Annotated in this window: 14 protein-coding genes; 2 read left to right on the forward strand and 12 right to left on the reverse strand. The window is 73.0% G+C overall.

The window, feature by feature from the left end; genetic code table 11:
* The 12 genes from MFF42_RS11460 to MFF42_RS11515 form a co-directional block, all read right to left on the reverse strand.
* Positions 1–1,139 (reverse strand): NADH-quinone oxidoreductase subunit N (locus MFF42_RS11460; RefSeq protein WP_238255873.1); only part of this gene is annotated, 1,139 nt, incomplete at its 3' end.
* Positions 1,136–2,614, reverse strand: a complete 1,479-nt coding sequence (locus tag MFF42_RS11465) for a complex I subunit 4 family protein (RefSeq protein WP_183667267.1) — start codon at positions 2,612–2,614, stop codon at positions 1,136–1,138. The genes MFF42_RS11465 and MFF42_RS11460, both read right to left, overlap by 4 nt.
* Positions 2,615–2,642: 28 nt before the next feature.
* A complete protein-coding gene (locus tag MFF42_RS11470) occupies positions 2,643–4,424 on the reverse strand; it encodes an NADH-quinone oxidoreductase subunit 5 family protein (protein ID WP_238255874.1) in 1,782 nt (593 codons plus the stop codon).
* Complete coding sequence (nuoK, locus tag MFF42_RS11475) at positions 4,421–4,732, reverse strand: NADH-quinone oxidoreductase subunit NuoK (RefSeq protein ID WP_009865163.1); 312 nt, start codon at positions 4,730–4,732, stop codon at positions 4,421–4,423. Before nuoK ends, MFF42_RS11470 begins: the two co-directional genes overlap by 4 nt.
* A complete protein-coding gene (locus tag MFF42_RS11480) occupies positions 4,729–5,736 on the reverse strand; it encodes an NADH-quinone oxidoreductase subunit J family protein (protein ID WP_183667269.1) in 1,008 nt (335 codons plus the stop codon). The genes nuoK and MFF42_RS11480 overlap by 4 nt, the downstream gene beginning before the upstream one ends.
* Positions 5,733–6,632 (reverse strand): complex I subunit 1 family protein, encoded by a 900-nt coding sequence (locus MFF42_RS11485; RefSeq protein WP_238255875.1) that lies wholly within the window; start codon positions 6,630–6,632, stop codon positions 5,733–5,735. The genes MFF42_RS11480 and MFF42_RS11485 overlap by 4 nt, the downstream gene beginning before the upstream one ends.
* Positions 6,629–6,967 carry an NADH-quinone oxidoreductase subunit A gene (locus MFF42_RS11490; protein ID WP_183667271.1) on the reverse strand — a complete coding sequence of 113 codons (339 nt, stop codon included), beginning with the start codon at positions 6,965–6,967 and terminating at the stop codon, positions 6,629–6,631. Before MFF42_RS11490 ends, MFF42_RS11485 begins: the two co-directional genes overlap by 4 nt.
* Positions 6,968–7,085: 118 nt before the next feature.
* The gene (locus MFF42_RS11495; protein ID WP_183667272.1) at positions 7,086–8,399 is read right to left on the reverse strand and encodes an HlyD family type I secretion periplasmic adaptor subunit; all 1,314 of its coding nucleotides are present in this window, start codon (positions 8,397–8,399) and stop codon (positions 7,086–7,088) included.
* Positions 8,396–10,240, reverse strand: a complete 1,845-nt coding sequence (locus MFF42_RS11500; protein ID WP_373875178.1) for a type I secretion system permease/ATPase — start codon at positions 10,238–10,240, stop codon at positions 8,396–8,398. The genes MFF42_RS11495 and MFF42_RS11500 overlap by 4 nt, the downstream gene beginning before the upstream one ends.
* Before the next feature lie 120 nt (positions 10,241–10,360).
* Positions 10,361–11,818: a calcium-binding protein gene (locus MFF42_RS11505; protein ID WP_183667273.1), complete on the reverse strand. Its 1,458-nt coding sequence runs from the start codon at positions 11,816–11,818 to the stop codon at positions 10,361–10,363.
* Between the two features lie 346 nt (positions 11,819–12,164).
* A complete protein-coding gene (locus tag MFF42_RS11510; protein ID WP_183667274.1) occupies positions 12,165–13,457 on the reverse strand; it encodes a type II restriction enzyme NmeDI-related protein in 1,293 nt (430 codons plus the stop codon).
* Between the two features lie 716 nt (positions 13,458–14,173).
* Positions 14,174–14,440: a heavy-metal-associated domain-containing protein gene (locus MFF42_RS11515; protein WP_009866539.1), complete on the reverse strand. Its 267-nt coding sequence runs from the start codon at positions 14,438–14,440 to the stop codon at positions 14,174–14,176.
* Positions 14,441–14,641: 201 nt separating this feature from the next.
* Here MFF42_RS11515 and MFF42_RS11520 point away from each other — a divergent pair, with 201 nt between their 5' ends.
* Positions 14,642–17,158, forward strand: coding sequence for a heavy metal translocating P-type ATPase (locus tag MFF42_RS11520; protein ID WP_183667275.1), 2,517 nt, complete (start codon positions 14,642–14,644; stop codon positions 17,156–17,158).
* Between the two features lie 131 nt (positions 17,159–17,289).
* Positions 17,290–17,733 carry a Cu(I)-responsive transcriptional regulator gene (gene cueR / locus MFF42_RS11525; protein ID WP_153874043.1) on the forward strand — a complete coding sequence of 148 codons (444 nt, stop codon included), beginning with the start codon at positions 17,290–17,292 and terminating at the stop codon, positions 17,731–17,733.
* Positions 17,734–17,758: the final 25 nt, after the last annotated feature.

The following is a 17,758-nucleotide window of genomic DNA, read 5'->3' on the forward strand; positions in this document are numbered from 1 at the left end:
AGCGCCAGCGCCGCCGCCGGCCCCGGCGCCCGCCGTCCGAGGCCGCGGATCGCGGCGAGGGCGTCGCTCCCGGTCATGCGCTCGACCTGCGCGACCACCGCGAACGCCGAGAGGTTCATCAGGAGATAGGCCGCGAGGTAATAGCCTATGGCCGGCAGGGCCTCGGGGGCCTGCCCGGCCGCCGCAACCCCCATCAGCACGTAGCCGGCCTGGGCGATGCTCGAATAGGCCAGCAGGCGCTTCAGGCTCGCCTGGCGGAGGGCCACCAAGTTGCCGAAGGTCATCGTCGCGGCGGCCAGGAGCGCGAGCACGGTCGGCCAGGCGGCGAGGCCGTCCGGCATCGCCGCCAGCAGGAAGCGGAGGAGGCCGGCGAAGGCGGCCACCTTCGGCACGACGGAGACGAAGCCCGAGGCGGGGGCCGTCCCGCCCTGGAACACGTCCGGGGCCCAGACGTGGAACGGCACCAGCGTCATCTCGAAGCCGTAGCCGACGAGGACCAGGCCGAAGGCCAGCGCCACCCAGGCCCGGTCGGCGCCGGCCAGCCCCGCCCCGATGGCCCGCAGGTTCAGGCTGCCGGTGAGGCCGAACAGGAAGGTGAGGCCGTAGGCCATCACCGCCAGCGCGGCGGCGCCGTAGAGGAAGTACTTGAGCGTCGCCTCCTGGGCCGGTCCGTCGCTCCGCACGAGCAGGACGAGCAGGTAGGACGGGAAGCTCACCATCTGCAGGAACAGGATGATGAGGCCGAGATCCGTGGCCGCCGTGAGCCCCATGCCGCCCACGGTCGCCATGAGCAGCGCGACCGGGTGGTGCGGTTCCTGCTCGCTCCCGCGGAAGTGGGACCCGAGCGCGAGCAGGCTCACCAGGGCGCCGGCCTCGATGACCAACTGGTAGAAGCCCCGGAACGGGTCGACGGCGTAGGTGCCGCAGAAGGCCTCGCGCGGCGGGGCCGTCAGCATCGGCGCGGTCAGGCCCATCGCGACGAGCAGGGCGAGGAGCGCGACGGCGGCGGGCAGGCGGCGCCACCGGCCCCGGACCCAGCCGGCAACCGGGACCAGCGCGAGGGCGCTCCCCGCCAGGACCATCTCGGGCGCGACGGCGCCGAGATCCATGCAGCCGCCCATCGCCTGCCCGCCGGTCATGGAAGGTGCGCCAGGGCTGCGGTCGTGCCGTCGAGCAGCGCGACGAGGACGGCCGGCAGGACGCCGATGCCGACCGCCAGTGCCGCGAGCGCCCCCGCCGCGCCCGCCTCGGCCGCCGTGAGGGGCGGCAGCGCCGGCATGTCGGGCGGCGCCCGACCCATCAGCAGGCCCGTCAACAGCCGGAGGTAGACCGCGGTCGTCACGACGAGCGCGAGGACCGCGAGCGCGGCGACCCAGGCGGAGAGCTGCAGGGCGGCGCCGATGGCCTGGAACTCCGCGATGAAGCCGGACAGGCCCGGGAGTCCGAGCGAGCCGAAGGCGAGCAGGCCGAACAGCCCGCTGAAGGCCGGCATCGCGCCGATCAGGCCGCCGAAGCGGGCGAGTTCCCGCGTGCCGGCGCGGTGCTGGAGCATGCCCACCAGCAGGAACATGCCGCCGGTCAGGAAGCCGTGGCTGACCATCTGCACGGCGGCGCCGTTCAGCGCCAGCCGGCGCACGCCCTCGTTGCCGGCCAGCGCCGCCACCGCGACGCCGAGCGTGACGAAGCCCATGTGGTTGACGGAGGTGTAGGCGACGAGCCGCTTCATGTCGGACTGCGCCAGCGCCGCCAGGGCCCCGTAGAGGAGCGATGCCAGGGCCAGGGCAACCAGGAGCCAGCCGAACCGTGCGACCGTGTCCGGCAGGGTCGGCAGCAGCACGGCGAGCATGCCGTAGCCGCCCATCTTGAGCTGGAGACCGGCCAGCACGACGCTGCCCTCGGTCGGCGCCTCGACATGCGCGTCGGGCAACCAGTTGTGCAGCGGCACCACCGGGAGCTTCACCCCGAACCCGAGGAGGAGGGCCAGGAAGACGAGGCCGCCCGCGAGCGGGGTCCGGTCCAGCGGCCGCGCCTGGACGATGGCCGGCAGCGAGAAGGTGTGGGGCTCCATGGCGAGGTAGAGGGCGAGGAAGCCGAGCAGCATGGCGAGGCTGCCGGCGCGGGTGTAGAGGAAGAACTTGAGCGCCGCGTACCGCCGCCGCTCCCCGCCCCAGATGCCGACGATGAAGTACATCGGCACCAGGCCGACCTCGAAGAACAGGTAGAACAGCAGCAGGTCCTGCGCCGCGAACAGCCCGATCAGCCCGGTCGCGAGCAGGAGGAAGAGGAAGGCGTGGGCGTGCGCCCGGTCGTGCTCGCCCAGCACGTAGACCATCACCACCGTGAGCAGGAGGGCCGTGAGCAGGATCAGCGCCAGGGAGAGGCCGCCGACGCCGACGTCGTAGCGCGCCCCGAGCGACGGGATCCATGGGAGCGACATCCGCCATTGCAGGCCGCCGTCGTCCGGATCGAAGCCGGCCCAGAGGATGAGCGCCGCGCCCAGCGTCAGCACGGAACCGCCGAGGGCGACGCGGCGGACGAGGTCCGGACGGTGACGTGGCAGCGCCAGCACGGCGAGGCCCGTGAGGAGCGGCAGGAGGATGGTCGCGGTGAGCATCGGGTCCAGTCCCCTCAGGGCCACAGCATCAGGGCGCCGGCGGCGAGCGCCGCCGCGGTCCAGGCGAACAGGCCGAGCGTGTAGAGGTAGAGGCGCCCGGCCTGCAGGGCGCGGAGCCGCTCGCCCCCGGCGCCCGCCCCGCCCACCCGGCGGACCGCCAGGCCCACCCGGCCACGGCGCGGGCCCCGGCATCGAGCGCCCCCTCGACGGCCGGGACCGTCCGGGCGAGCCACAGCGTCCGGCGCGCCGGGGCCTCGGTGACGGCTTCCAGCCCGGCGGCGAGCCGCGCGGGGAGCGCGCCGAGCGCGGGCGCGCCACTCCACCCCCGCGCCGCGCCGAGACCGAGCCCGAGCAGTCCGGCGGCGACGCCGAGCCTGCGCCACCCCGCCTCGGTCTCGGGCGCGGCGAAGGGCAGAGCGGCGCCGAACCGTCCGGCCAACAGCCAGCCGAGCCCGGCGGCGGCGAGCGCGAGCAGACCCAGGCCGGCGCGCATCGCCCAGTCGGGTCCTGACGGGCCGACCGCGCCGCGTCGGCGCCCGAGGAAGGTCGCGGCCCCCGCACGGCCGATGTAGATTCCGCCGAGGAGGACGAGCAGGACGACCAGGGCCCCCGTCCCGGGGCCGTGCCGCGACGCCACCGCGAGGATTGCCTCCTCGCTCCGGAACCCGGACAGGGGCGGCACGCCGGCCAACGACAGGGCCGCGACCAGGAAGGCGGCGCCGGCGAACGGCAGCGCGCGAGCCAGCCCCCCGAGGCGGACGAGGATGCGCGTGCCCGCCCGTTCCTGCACGATGCCCGCGGCGAGGAACAGGGTCGATTTGAAGGCGGCGTGCGCCGCGAGGTGGAAGGCGGCCGCGCCCGGGCCGCCCAGTCCGAGGGCCACCATCATCTCGCCGAGCTGCGAGCAGGTGGACCAGGCGAGCACCCGCTTCAGGTCCGCCTCGGCGGTGGCGATGAGGCCGGCGGCGAGCGCCGTCGCGGCCCCGATCCAGAAGAGGGTGTCGAGCGCGCCGGGCGACGCCGCGAAGACCGGGTACAGGCGCAGCACGAGGAACACGCCGGCGGCCACCATCGTGGCGGAGTGCAGCAGGGCCGAGACCGGGGTCGGCCCGACCATCGCGTCGGGGAGCCAGGCGGAAAGCGGTAGCTGGGCGCTCTTGCCGACCGCGCCGGCCAGCATGAGGAGGGCCATCGCGGTGACCGTGCCGGGGCCGATCCGCCCGCCCTCGACGGCTCCGACGAGCGCGTCGACGTCCGTGGTCCCGACGGCGGCGAGCGCCAGGAGCCAGCCGAGCAGGAGGCCGACGTCGCCGATCCGGGTCATCAGGAACGCCTTGGCGGCGGCCGCGGCGGCGCCAGGCTCGGCATGGTCGAAGCCGATCAGGAGGAACGAGGCCAGCCCGACCACTTCCCAGGCCGCGAACAGGAGCGCGAGGGAGCTCGATAGCACGAGCGTCAGCATCGCGCCGACGAACAGGCCGAGCTCGGCGAAGAAGCGGGGCCGGTCGTCGCGCCCGGCCATGTAGCCGAGGCCGTAGAGGCCGACGCAGACCGCGACGCCCGCGACCACCGCCGCGACGAACCGCGTGAGCGGCGTCGCCGCGAGCCCGACGGTGAGCCGATAGCCGCCGCTCTCGAACCAGGTCGCCGACAGGGCGGCATCGGACGGCAGCGACGCGAGGCCGGCGAGCGCCAGGGCGACGGCGCCGACGACGAGCTCGCCGCCGCCCCGGGGCAGGCGGCGGCCGAGGCCGAGGGCGGCCGCGGCCGCCACGAGCGGCAGGAGCGGGACGGCGAGTAGGGCGGTCATCGCTTGAGGTCGGCGTAGGCGTCGACCTCGGCCGTCCGGCGCTGCCGGTACAGCAGCAGGACGAGGGCGAGCCCGATGGCCATCTCGACGGCGCCCACCGTGACGACCAGGATGGCGAGGATCTGCGCGGAGTAGTCGCCCGGCGCGGTGAACCGCCAGAACGCGACGACGTTCAGGCCGATGGCGTTGAGGAGCACCTCGACGCCCATCAGGATCATGACCGCCGAGCGCTGGGCGACCACGGTGTAGAGGCCGATGGCGAACAGGAGCGCGCCTACGACGAGGTAGGCGGTCAGCGGTACCGTCATCCGATATGTCCCCCATGCCGGCGGTGGGCGCCGTGGTCGGGCGCGGGCTCCGCCACCCCGTTCAGGGTCGCGCGTGGCGCGAGGCGGTCGTTCCGGATCGGCTCGGGCTCGGCGTCGACCGCGACCTTGGCGGCGCGCGAGGCGTCGTCCGGGTAGGTGGAGGGCCGGGCGAGCAGCAGGGCGCCGAAGATGCCGATCAGGATCAGGAAGCCGGCGCCCTCGAAGGCGACCATGTACTTCTCCATGAGGAGATGTCCGACCCGGCGTGCCGAATCCGCGTCCGGCACCGCGTCGGGCATCACCGGCCAGGCCGGCCGCAGGACCAGCATCCCGACGAGCACGGCCCCGACGCCGAGGGCGAGCCAGGCCGCGACGGGGCGCACGGGCGTCACCATCGACATGTCCATGCCACCCATGTCCATGCCGCCGTGGCCGCCCCCAGGCGCGTGGTCGTGCCCGTGGGCAGCCTGCCCGTGTGGGTGGGCCGCGCGCTCGCCGTGCCCGCCCTGGGCCTCGTGCGGCATGGCTTTCGCCGCCCCGTCGTGCGCCTCGGCATGGTCGCCGCGCGCCTCGCCGCCGGGCCGGGGCGGGTGGGTGCCGGAGTGGCCCTCGCCGTGTCCCGTGGCCGCGGTTCGGTCGCCGGCCTCGCCCTGCCGGTGGCCGTCCGGCCCGGCCTCCGCGGGCCGGCGCGGGACGAGCCCCAAGCTGGACCAGCGCTCCAGCGGGGCCAGGTCCATGCCGGCCATCATCGCCCCGCCCGGGTCGTGCATGACCAGGACCATGAACAGGATCATGACGAGGAAGCCGCCGATATACATCATGACCTGGAGCAGCCCGATCAGGTCGGCGGACAGGAGGATGAACAGGCCGGCGACCCCGATGAAGGAGGCCATCAGGAAGATGCCCGAGCGGAACATGCTCATGGTCGTGGTCATGCCGAGCGCGCCCGCGACCGCGACGAAGGCGCAGGTCGCGAAGGCGGTGAGCTCGAAGGCCGCGGTCATGCCCGCGGTCCCACGCCGAGAAGGATCAGGCCGCCGACGAGGAGCACGTTGACGAGACCCGCCGGGATCAGGGCCTTCCAGGACAGCGCCAGCATCCCGGCCGTCGAGAACGGCCGGACGCAGCGCCCGAGCCCCAGCATCAGCGCCATCAGGGCGTAGGTCTTCGCCAGCATCCAGGCCCAGCCCGGCAGCCAGGGGCCCGAGGGGCCGCCGAGATAGAGCACCGCTCCGACCGCCGCGACGACGAAGAGCACCCCGGCGAGCGCGACCCGCCACAGGAGGGCGGACCAGCCTCCCGCCGCGCCGAGCACGCCACCGCCGATGGAATCCGCGAACGGCTCCAGGAACGGGGCGCGGTAGGACTGCATCAGCCCGGTGACGAGGTAGAGGAGGAAGCCCATGGGTTGCAGGACCACGAACCACAGGTCTCGTTGCGCCGCGACGACGGCGACGGTCGACAGGGAGCCTGCCATCATGACCACGCCGACATAGGCCAGGCCGAGCGGCACGACGTAGGCGACGAGTTGGGCCACGATGCGGTAGCAGGCTTCCACGGCCTCGGGCGTGTTCGCGCCCCAGCCGGCGAGCGCCAGGCCGAGTACGACGAAGTCGACGACGACGATGACGTAGAAGAGGCCGACGCCGAGATCCCGGCCGATCAGCCCGGGCCCGAACGGGATGACCACCACGGCGAGCGCGACCCCGCCGAGCGCCACCGCCGGGCCGGCCGGCAGCAGCCAGCGGTCGGCATTGGGCAGGTCCAGGCCGCGCCCGAGGCCGACGGCGCGCGCCGGCCCGGCCTCCAGGCCCCGGCGCGCGACGAGGCGCTCGACCGCAAGGGTCAGGGCGGCGCCTCCGAGGAGCGCGGCCAGCACCGCCGCGGCGCTCGCGATCATTCCCATCGGAGCCCGCCCATGCCCCAGGCGTAGGCGATGCCCGCCGAGAGGAGCGCGATGAAGACCAGCATGTCCAGGAAGGCGGTCACGCCGACGTCGGCGAAGACGACCGCCCAGGGATACATGAAGATCATCTCCATATCGAAGGCGAGGAAGATCAGCGCGTAGACGGCGTAGCCGAAGCGGAACTGCGCCCAGGCCTGGGGGGCACGGGTCGTCCGCCTCGGGACCCGCACGAATGCGGCCGCGGCCAGCAGCGCGAGGCCGGCGCCCATCAGCAGCACCAGCGCCACGAACGCGTAGTCGCTCACGGTCGACCCCGGCAGCGGTTCCATCCTCGCTCCTCCCCTCCCATGGCGGCCCTCGCTCGCCGGGCCTCGGCCGCAGGACCGCACCGCCCATCCGCCCGGAACCGTTGTCGCGACCGACGGGGCGCGCCCCGGCCGGCCTGCCTCAATCTTCCTTGAACGCCCGCCGAACCTGGTCGTTGAGGGGCTTTGTCAGGTAGGAGAGCACCGTCCGCTCGCCTGTCCGGATGAAGACCTCGGCCGGCATGCCCGGCACGAGCTTGATCCCCTTGAGCCGCGCGACCTGGTCCGCGTCCGGCCTGACATGGACCTTGAAGAAGCTCGTGCCCGTCTTCTCGTCCGTGATCTGGTCGGCGGCCACGAGGCTGACCGTGCCCTCGATCTCCGGGGTGGTCCGCTGGTTGAACGCGGTCAGGCGCAGCACGGCGTGTTGTCCGAGCCGGACCTGGTCGATGTCCTTCGGGGCGACCTTCGCCTCGATCACGAGCGTGTCCGACCTCGGGACGATCAGCATGATGGACTCGCCCGGGCTGACGACCCCGCCGATGGTGTGGACGGCCAGTTGGTGGACCATGCCGTCCTGCGGGGCCCGGATGTCGATGCGCTTGAGCTGGTCCTCGGCCGCGACCCGCTTCTCGACGAGCTCGGCGATCTTGGCCTGAACCTCGCTCAACTCCTTTGCCACCTCGCTACGCAGGTCCTGGTCGACCTGGATCACCTGGAGCTCGGTCTCGGAGATCTTGCCCTTCGCCTGCGCGACGGAGGCGACGAGCTGCCCGTGCTCGCCCTCCAGGCGGGCGGCGTCGCGCTCCAGGGCGGTCACGCGCTGGATGGGGACCAGGTTCTTGCGCCAGAGGTCGCGCACGCCTTCGAGCTCGCGGTTGATCAACTCGGTCTCGCGCCGCTTGCCGGCGATCTGGCCCGTCAGGCCCTGGATCTCCTCCCGGAGCTGGCCGGTCCTCTCCTTCAGCTGCGCCTTCTGGCCCGCGCGGGCGTCCCGGCGCAGCTCGAACAGCCGGGTCTCGCCTGCGATGACCTTCCCCGCTTCCGGGTCGCTCTGGGCGCGGCCCCTGAGGACGGCCGCGAACGAGATCCGGGGGGCGCCGTCGCGTTCCGCCTCCAGGCGGCCCTGGCGCGCGGTCAGCTCGGCCAGGCTCTTGTCGACGACGGCGAGGTTGGCGCGGGTCACGGTCTCGTCCAGCCGCATGACGACCTGGCCGGCGCGCACGAGGTCGCCGTCCCGGACCCGCACCTCGCCCACCACGCCCCCGGTGGGGTGCTGCACCTTCTTGACGAAGGAATCGACGACGAGCGTCCCCGGTGCCACGACGGCGCCGGCGAGCTCGGTGGTGGCCGCCCACCCCCCGAGGCCGACGGTGAGCAGGGCCGCGGCCGCCAGGCTCAGGACGAGGTGGCGCCGAACGGAGCGGCGGATGTCCCAGGGGCGCTGCGCGCTCACGCCCGCGCTCCTTCCGATAGGGTCCCTTCCGTGGCGGCGACCACGCGCAGCGGCACCGCTCTCTCGGGTGGCGGGCGCTCCTTGCCGTCGCCCCTCGGCAGCCAGGCGCTCGCGGCCGCGGTCGGGCGCTTCAGGGCGGACAGGACCTCATGCTTGGGCCCGAAGGCGCGGACCCGGCCCTCCGCCATGAACAGCAACCGGTTGACCGCCGCGAGGGCGCTCGGACGGTGGGCGACGATGACCACGGTCCCGCCGCGGGCACGCACGTCCCGGATCGCGCGGTTCAGGGCGTCCTCACCCTCCGCGTCGAGGTTGGAGTTCGGCTCGTCGAGGACGACGAGGAACGGCGCGCCGTAGAGGGCGCGCGCCAGCGCGATGCGCTGGCGCTGGCCTCCCGACAGGGCGGCCCCACCTTCGCCGATGGGCGTATCGTAGCCCTTCGGCAAGGCGCACACGAGGTCGTGGACGCCGGCGGCGCGTGCGGCGGCGACGATGGCCGCGGAGGCCGCGTCCGGGTCGAAGCGCGCGATGTTCTGCGCCACCGTGCCGGCGAAGAGTTCGACGTCCTGCGGCAGGTAGCCGATGTGCCGGCCGAGCACATCCGGCGGCCACCGGTCGAGGGTGGCGCCGTCGAGCCGGACGCAGCCGCGGACCGGCCCCCAGATCCCGACCAGGGCACGGATGAGCGAGGACTTGCCGGAGCCGCTGGCACCGATGACGCCGAGCCCCTCGCCGGCCCGCAGCGCGAAGGTGGCGTCGTCGACGAGGGCATGTTCGAGCCCGGGGGCGGTGACCGTCAGGGCCTCGACCCGGACGCTCTCGCAGGGGGCCGACAGGGCGACGCTCAACCGCTCGTTCGGGAACGCGGCGAGGAAGGCCTTGAGGCGTCCCCAGCCCTGCCGGGCCGCCACGAGCGACTTCCAGTGTGCCACCGCCAGCTCGACCGGCGCCAGGGCCCGGGCGACCAGGATCGAGCTCGCGATCATGATGCCGCCCGTCGCCTCGCCCTCGATCACGAGGTAGGCGCCGACGCCGAGCACCAGGGATTGCAGGGTGAGCCGCAGCACCTTGGCCATGGCGCCGAACCCGCCGGCGACGTCCGACACGCGCCGCTGGGCCACGAGGTGGCGCTCGCTCGCCTCGGCCCAGAGGTCGCCCGTGCGCGGGGTCATGCCCATGGCGCGCAGCACCTCGGCGTTGCGCCGGCCGGCCTCCGCCAGGGCGTAGCGCTGGCCGGCCGCTGCTGCCGCCGCCCGCGACGGGCGGCGGGTCAGGAGATCCGTGACGAGGGTGATGGAGACGAGAAGCAGCGCGCCCCCCAGCACCGCCGCGCCGATCCAGGGGTGGAAGGCGAAGCAGAGCAGCAGGTAGAGCGGGATCCAGGGCAGGTCGAACAGGGCGGCCGGCCCCGGGCTCGACAGGAAGGTGCGGACCTGGTCGAGATCGCGCAGCGGCTGCAGTCCGTCGCCGTGACGCGCGGCGACGAGCGGGGCCTGCACCACGGCGTCGTAGGTCCGGCGCCCGAACGCCCGGTCCACGGACGCGCCGATCCGGACGAGGAGGCGGTTGCGCAGCACGTCGAACAGGCCCTGGAAGCCGTAGAGGACGAGAACGATGGCGGCGAGCCCGAGCAGCGTGGGCACGCTGCGGCTCGGCAGCACCCGGTCGTACACCTCCAGCATGAACAGGGAGCCGGTGAGATAGAGGAGATTCACCAGGGCGCTCAGCAAGCCGACGCCGAGGAGCGCGCCCCCGATGCCGGGACGCACCTCGGCCATCGTGGAAGACGGTTCGTCATCCTTGGCCGCCGCGGCGTTGATCGCGAGCGCGGTTGGCTGCATGTCGTTCTGCCTCATGCGACGGGGCTCGCGCGCGAGGGCGCGGCGGCCTTCAGGTGCCGGCCGGGCGGCACGAGGCGCCCGGCCGCTCGGCCCCGCGCATGGGCGCGGGGCCGCACCCGGTCAGGCGAGCATGTAGTCGTGCTCCGGGCTGGCGGAGGCCGTCGCGGTCTCCTGGAAGATCAGCCTGGAGCCGTCGCCGGTGATCGCCGGGTCGTTGATGAAGGCGCCCCGCGTCGCGTCGTCGGCGTTCCACATGAAGTCGTCCTGGGCCATCTGGCTCCTCGTCAGGCCCTGGAGGAGGATCGAGCCGTCTCCCTGATCCGTCTGCCAGCTCACCAGGACGCCGCCCGAGACGTCGGCGACCGTCACCTCGTCCGGGGTGATGTCGCGGAAGGCGATGTGGTCGAATGCGCCGGGGCCCGCATCGAAGCCGCCCGAAACGATGTCGTTGCCGGTGTCCGGCCCCACGATGAAGGCGTCCGCCCCGTCGCCGCCGTTCAGCACGTCGTCGCCCCGGCCGCCGTCCAGCATGTCGTGGCCGGCCCCGGCGTAGAGCACGTCGTTGCCGTCCTCGCCCATCAGGTTGTCGGCCTGGTCCCCGCCGTAGAGCTGATCGGCGCCGCGGCCGCCCATGAGGTGGTCCTGCCCCGCGCCGCCGTCGAGGACGTCGCGCCCGGCATCCCCGGATAGGTCATCGTCCCCTGCCGCGCCGGAAAGACGGTCGGCGCCATCCTGGCCATAGTAGAAGTCGCGGTCGCCCGTACCCGCGAAGGCATCTCGGCCCGCCGTGCCGACCTTCACGTTGAACTCGTCGAAGCGGAAGGCGTCCTCGGCGGTCGTCTCGCTGCCCGTGCCGGGGGCGGACAGGTTGCCGCCCTCGTCCTTGATGAACTTGTCGGCGGTGACGGTCTCCGCGTCGGCGCCGGTCGGGCGGATGACCTGGCGGTCGTCCGTGAACATGAAGTCGTCCTGGGCGAGTCGCGACTTATCGAAGCCTTCCAGCAGGACCGAGCCCCGGCCTTCGGCGACGTCCCAGCTGATCCGCACGCCCGCGTCGGTGTCCTCGAAACGCAGGTCCTCGGCGTTAAGGCCGCGCACCGCCAAGTGGTCGAGGATGCCCGGGCCGCCCTGGAAGTCCCGGATCACGTCGTCGCCGCTGTCGGCGCTGATGACGAAGGCGTCGCCGCCGGGCCCGCCCACCAGGATGTCGTCGCCGGCCCCGCCCTCAAGGTCGCCGTGGCCGACCCCTTCGTCGAGGTAGTCGCGCCCGTCCTCTCCCCGGAGGCCGTCGGCCGCGTCGCCGCCGACGAGCACGTCGGCCCCCCTGCCGCCGTCGAGGTGGTCCATGCCGCCGTTGCCGACCAGGACGTCGCGACCGTTGCCCCCGAGCAGGTCGTCGTTCTCGCCGCGGCCCGCCAGGTAGTCGGCGCCGCCGCGCCCGAAGGCGGTGTCCAGCCGTTCCGTCCCCGGCTGGATGTCCGAGCCCGATCCACCGATAAACAAGCGGTGCTCGCCGAAGCTCAGCTGGGTGTCCGGCGCACCGTCGAGGGAGCTCCGATGCTGCGGTTTGTGCGTCATCTGGCGGGTCCTTGTGCCGATGGAGGGAAGCCGACGTGCCGGGCCGGAGGCGGGCACTTCGGTCTGTACCCCCATGGGGTACACATGACCCAAACCGCGCTTGCGGGCTCGTGGTTTCCGGTCTGCAAGCAATTCGAGACGCATTGCCGCAGTGTCCGCGCCGTTGGCCTGGGTAAGCGTCGTTACCGGTAGCGGCGGCGCCCGGTCGTGCCTGCGCGCTCCGGGGAGCGTACCCTGCCCGGGTAAGGGCCGGTCGGCAGTCCGGCGCCAGGGCAGGGCCTGACCGCCGTCCGGCCGCGCCGGTTGCCGCGAAGCCGGCCGTCGCCCGTCGGCAGGGCCGGCCTCGCTAACGGATCTGGCCGACGGGACGCGCGATGGCGAGCACGCCTTTCAGGCCGCTCCCGAAACGGGCGATGCTCTCGCGGTGACCGCGCAGCTCGCTGTAGGGCAGGTAGCGGAGATCCAGCTCGGCCACCCGCGAGAAGGCTGGCCGGGCGAACTGTGCCCGGACGTCGTCCTCCCGATTGTCGGGAGCGACGAGGAAGAAGTTCCGGGCGGTCCCGCCCTCGGCCCCGAGGGCCAGATCCAGCATGCGGACGATGCCGGAGTAGATGCTCGTCGTATGCTCGACCTCGAAGGCTGCGGCCAGGTCCTGGCTGGCCTTGTCGATCCAGATCACGTCGATGAGGCGGACGGTCTCGGCCGAGGCGGTCGCGGCCAGCCGCCCGGGCAGGCGTTGCAGGCATCCGTCGGAGAGCCGGCCCGCGCCGTAGGGCCGGTTGCCGTCGTTCGAGGCGATCCAGACGTCGAAGCCGAGCGCGAGGCCGAGGTCGCGCAGCCAACCCTGAACCTCGGTGTGGGTGTGGTCGGCTTCGCGGGCGGCCTGCTCCGCCTTTGACGCGGCGCCGGTCGCCTCCACCCGCACGCGTTCGAGGTTCTCGCGCCAGAGCTCCAGCGCGGCGGAGGTGTCGCGCTCCGGCAGCGGATACCGACCCGATCCCACGTCGAAGAGGAAGCCGGCGACGGCACCGAAGTCGTTCGACAGCAGCGAGCGATGGGTCTTGTTGAGGTCGAGGATGCCGCGCCGCATGGCGAGATACTCGTCCCACTTGCCGAGCTTCACGTTGGCGCCCGTCAGGGCGTTGTAGCCCTTCACGATGGCCGTGTTGAACGGCGGAACCCAGGTTGGGTGCAGGAAATAGAGCAGGTTGGCCGCGGCCGGCCCCAAGCCCTTGATGCGGGCCTGGTCAAGCGCTTGTATCGCGGACACCACGTGCGCCTCGGCGTTGCAGCAGAGGCAGGTTTCGAGGAAGCGCCCGAACGCGACCTGGTTGGCGCGATCCTCGTAGATGTCAGGGATGCGCAGCTTCGGCTTCCAGAGGAAGGCGTGGTCGGCACCTTTGAAGACCTGGCGCTGCTCGGCGATGGAATGGACCACCGTCTCCAGCGAGGAGCCCCGGTAGGCGTTGCCGAAGGTGTCGGCCTTGACCTCGTCGACGACCGCCTGGATGCCGCGTCGAATCGACCGGAAGTTCTTGATGCGCTCGTCCCAGAGGAACCAAGTGCGGTAGGAAGCACCGGCATCCTCGCGCCAGTGCCGGATGAGCTTGCCGACCCAGGCGTCGTCCACGTTCGTCATCGCCCCAAGGCTCGGCCGCGCTGCAGGGGACTTATGCCCCGGCCGGGTATCCGGCACCACAAGATCCGGCTTGGTTCGGCGCGGTCTCGTGCGATCCTGGGAGGGTGTCGCAACCGCGCAACGTCCGCGCGCCGGCCATCACGGCAGGCGGCCGAAGGGCCTGCCAAGCCGCGATCCGGCCTTCGGCCAGGACGTACGGCGTGTGAACGAGGTCCGCCCGCAATCGGGAGGCCCCCTCCCGATCCCTCGACCGTGCCGCTAACGCCCCCTGCCCCAGGTCGCGCAGGAGGGTTCATCATCGGCCGCTCGTACCGGATCGACGAGCGGTCCTCAGGCCGCGGACACCTTTCGCCGAAGCCCAGCGTGGCCGTCAGGAAGCGGGATGGCGCGCCGTGAGCGATGAGGCGTCGAACCGGAAGCCACCACGCCGTTGCCGTCCCGTGATCCGGGAAGCGGTCTCCCAGGTGGGTGGTCCCGTGGCCCGTGCCGAGGGGCCGGCCGGGTGACGCCGTCAGTCCGACGGCCCCGAACCCGGCCACGCGGTCCCGGATCGGGTGATGCGCATCCAGGTTCGGAATGTGCGGGGGCCCCGAGCGTGAGGAGCGCGCCGAGCGAGGTCGCGGTCGGCGAGGCCGGGGTCACCGGCCCCATCGCGGCGCCCCCGGAGCCGGGGCGCCCGGCTCCGGCACCGGCCGCGTCTCGCTCGGCCATGAGACTCACCCGGCCTGTACGGGCGTGTAGCCGGCCGACACGACCGCCCTGGCGACGGCGACCGCGTCCGTCGTCCCGCTGACCGTGAGCGTCTTCGTGGCCAAGTCCACGCTCGCCACCGCGCCGGGCAGATCGCGCGCGATGGCGGCGGTGACCGCCCGCACGCAATGGCCGCAGGTCATGCCGTCGACCCGCAGCACGACCGCGTCGGGCCGCGCCGAACCGGAAGCGGAAGCCGGGCGAGCGGTGAGATTGTTCGTGCAGCAGCACATTTGGGAACCTCCTCGGTTGGGATCCCCACGCAAATGGTCGTTCCCATGGTGGGAAGGTCAAGGGCCATCCCTGGCATTCGAACGGATTCTCTGCGGGACCACGAGATCGCCCGCACCGGAAGGCCCGCCTCGAAGGCCCCTTGACCTTCCCATTGTAGGAAGCCCCATCTCCGGAGCCATCGACGTTCGAGGGAGACAAGGATGGCCGCACAAGCGACTGCCGAAGGAGCCAGGGGGAGCGGGACGAGGTTCGAATTTCCGGTCCGGGGAATGAGCTGCGCCTCGTGCGTAGGGCGCGTCGAGACGGCGGTCCGCGCGGTGGCGGGGGTGCAAGCGGCCAACGTGAACCTCGCCACCGGACGCGTCAGCGGCGTCCTGGCCGCGGGCGCGAGCGACATCGCGGTCGCCGACGCGGTTCGCGGGGCGGGCTACGAACCCGTCGAGGTCGTGACGGAGCTGCGCGTTTCCGGCATGACCTGCGCGTCCTGCGTCGGCCGTGTCGAGCGGGCGCTCGGCCAGGTCCCGGGCGTTCGTGACGCCACCGTGAACCTCGCCACGCAGCGCGCGTCGGTGCGCCACCTCGGCGGGGCCGGCATGGCCCAACGCATCGTCGCGGCGGTCGCCGCGGCGGGCTACGAGGCCGAGCCGGTGCGCGACGCCGCGGCGGCCGGCGACCGCGAACGGGCGGAGCGCGAGGCGGAGATTGCGGCTTTGCGCCGCTCGGTGCTTCTGGCCGCGCTCGCCACCGCACCGCTGCTCGTCTTCGAGATGAGCGCGCACCTCTCCGGCAGCCTGCACGAGGCTCTGACGAGAACCCTCGGTCAGGGCATGCTCACGCTCCTGTCCCTCGTCTTCGCCAGCCTCATCCAGTTCGGGCCCGGCTTGCGCTTCTACGCCAAGGGCATCCCGGCCCTCCTGCGCGGCGCGCCCGATATGAACAGCCTGGTGATGCTCGGGACCAGCGCGGCCTACGGCTTCTCGGTCGTCGCGGCGCTAGCGCCCTGGCTCCTGCCCGCCGGCACGGCCTACACCTACTTCGAGGCGGGCGCCGTGATCGTGACGCTCATCCTGCTGGGACGATGGTTCGAGGCCAGGGCAAGGGGCCGCACGAGCGACGCGATCCGGCACCTGCTGACGCTCCAGGCGCGGACGGCCCGGGTCGTGCGCGACGGGGTCGAGACGGAGGTCGACGTCGAGGGGGTCCGTCCCGGCGACGTCGTCGCCGTGCGGCCCGGCGAGCGCCTGCCCGTCGACGGTACCGTGCTCGACGGCGCCTCCTACGTCGACGAGGCGATGGTCACCGGCGAGCCCGTCCCCGCGCGCAAGGCAACCGGCGACGAGGTCATCGGCGGCACCGTGAACGGCACCGGCAGCTTCCGCTTCCGGGCCACCAAGGTCGGGTCCGACACGTTGCTGGCGCAGATCGTGCGCACCGTCGAGGCGGCGCAAGGGTCGAAGCTGCCGATCCAGGCCCTCGTCGACCGGGTGACGACTTGGTTCGTGCCCGCCGTGCTCGGCGCCGCGGCCGTCACGCTCGGGATCTGGCTCGCCTTCGGCCCGTCTCCCGCCCTGGCCTTCGCGCTCGCCAACGCGGTCGCGGTGCTGATCATCGCCTGCCCCTGCGCGATGGGCCTCGCGACGCCGACCTCGATCATGGTCGGAACCGGCAAGGCGGCCGAGTTCGGCATCCTGTTCCGACGCGGGGAGGCGCTCCAGGCGCTGCGGGACGCCCGGGTGATCGCGCTCGACAAGACCGGGACGCTGACCAAGGGCACGCCCGAGCTGACCGACATCGCAGTCCTGCCTGGCTTCGACGAGGACACCGTGCTGCGGCTCCTGGCCTCGATGGAGGCGCGCTCGGAACATCCCGTCGCGGCGGCCATCGTCGCGGCCGCGCAGCGGCGCGGGGTCCGACTGGCGGAGGCCGTCGGGTTCGAGGCGATCCCCGGGTTCGGGGCACGCGCCATGGTCGAGGGACGCCGCGTCGAGGCCGGCGCCGACCGCCTCATGCGGCGGCGCGGCCTCGACCTCTCCGCCCTTTCCGGCGCGGCCGAGCGGCTGGCCGACGACGGTCGGACCCCCCTGTACGTTGCCGTGGATGGTGTCCTGGCGGCCCTGGTCGCGGTCGCCGACCCGATCAAGGAGAGCACGCCCGAGGCCATCGCGGCCCTGCGGCGCCTCGATGCGCGGGTGGTGATGGTCACCGGCGACAACCGTCGCACCGCCGAGGCCGTCGCGCGCCGTCTCGGCATCGACGCGGTCGAGGCGGAGGTGCTGCCGACCGACAAGGCCGACGTCGTGCGCCGGCTTCAGGCGGATGGGACCGTTCCCGTGGCCTTCGTCGGCGACGGCATCAACGACGCCCCCGCGCTCGCGCAGGCCGACGTGGGGTTGGCCATCGGCACCGGAACGGACATCGCGGTGGAAAGCGCGGACGTCGTGCTGATGTCCGGCGACCTGCGGAACGTCGCGAACGCCGTCGCGCTGTCGCGGGCGACCATCCGCAACATCCGCCAGAACCTGTTCTGGGCCTTCGCCTACAACGCCGTGCTGATCCCGGTCGCCGCCGGTGCACTCTATCCGGCCTTCGGCATCCTGATGTCGCCGCTGTTCGCCGGCCTCGCCATGGCCTTCTCCAGCGTCAGCGTCGTCCTGAACGCTCTCCGCTTGCGGGCGTTCGCGCCGATGCTCCAGGCCACGAAGGCTGCCGCTTCCTAGGCGCCGCCCCGGGGCCACGGTCGGGGACGGCCCCGGCCGGCGCGGGCTCGACCGCGGCGGCGCCGCGTCCTAGACCCGGAGGCGGTTGCGAAGGCCCGGCCCCGGTCACCCGTCCAGCGGAGGGCAAAGCCATGAACATCGGTGAGGCGGCCAAGGCCTCGGGGGTCTCGGCCAAGATGATCCGCTACTACGAAAGCATCGGCCTGATCCGGCCGGCGGCGCGCTCCGAGGCGGGTTACAGGCTCTACGGTGACGAGGACGTGCACGCGCTCCGCTTCGTGCGGCGCGCCCGCAGCCTGGGGTTTCCCCTGGACGAGGTCGCCGCCCTGCTTGGCCTTTGGCACGACAAGCGGCGGGCCAGCTCCGAGGTGAAGGCCGTGGCAACGCGGCATGTGCGCGACCTCGAAGCGCGCATCGCCGAGATGCAGGCCATGGTCCGGACCCTCAGCCATCTCGCCGAGCATTGCTCGGGCGACGACCGTCCGGATTGCCCGATCCTCGATGACCTCGCCGGCACCGCGCCCCGGTCCCCCGCGGGTCGTCCCGATAACCGGCGACGCGCGGAACACGCCTGACGGCATTGACGCGCAGGCGAGGCCG

The organism is Methylorubrum podarium (genome assembly GCF_022179745.1).
Classification (GTDB): Bacteria; Pseudomonadota; Alphaproteobacteria; order Rhizobiales; family Beijerinckiaceae; genus Methylobacterium; species Methylobacterium podarium.

What these genes read in the sequence shown, in the direction of transcription:
- MFF42_RS11500 (WP_373875178.1), bottom strand. Translation starts at nt 10,240, where the DNA reads ATGCAGCCAACCGCGCTCGCGATCAACGCCGCGGCGGCCAAGGATGAC.
- nuoK (WP_009865163.1), bottom strand. Translation starts at nt 4,732, where the DNA reads ATGACGGTACCGCTGACCGCCTACCTCGTCGTAGGCGCGCTCCTGTTC.
- MFF42_RS11470 (WP_238255874.1), bottom strand. Translation starts at nt 4,424, where the DNA reads ATGACCGCCCTACTCGCCGTCCCGCTCCTGCCGCTCGTGGCGGCCGCG.
- MFF42_RS11485 (WP_238255875.1), bottom strand. Translation starts at nt 6,632, where the DNA reads ATGATCGCGAGCGCCGCGGCGGTGCTGGCCGCGCTCCTCGGAGGCGCC.
- MFF42_RS11505 (WP_183667273.1), bottom strand. Translation starts at nt 11,818, where the DNA reads ATGACGCACAAACCGCAGCATCGGAGCTCCCTCGACGGTGCGCCGGAC.
- MFF42_RS11510 (WP_183667274.1), bottom strand. Translation starts at nt 13,457, where the DNA reads ATGACGAACGTGGACGACGCCTGGGTCGGCAAGCTCATCCGGCACTGG.
- MFF42_RS11490 (WP_183667271.1), bottom strand. Translation starts at nt 6,967, where the DNA reads ATGGAACCGCTGCCGGGGTCGACCGTGAGCGACTACGCGTTCGTGGCG.
- MFF42_RS11520 (WP_183667275.1), top strand. Translation starts at nt 14,642, where the DNA reads ATGGCCGCACAAGCGACTGCCGAAGGAGCCAGGGGGAGCGGGACGAGG.
- MFF42_RS11515 (WP_009866539.1), bottom strand. Translation starts at nt 14,440, where the DNA reads ATGTGCTGCTGCACGAACAATCTCACCGCTCGCCCGGCTTCCGCTTCC.
- MFF42_RS11480 (WP_183667269.1), bottom strand. Translation starts at nt 5,736, where the DNA reads ATGACCGCGGCCTTCGAGCTCACCGCCTTCGCGACCTGCGCCTTCGTC.
- cueR (WP_153874043.1), top strand. Translation starts at nt 17,290, where the DNA reads ATGAACATCGGTGAGGCGGCCAAGGCCTCGGGGGTCTCGGCCAAGATG.
- MFF42_RS11465 (WP_183667267.1), bottom strand. Translation starts at nt 2,614, where the DNA reads ATGCTCACCGCGACCATCCTCCTGCCGCTCCTCACGGGCCTCGCCGTG.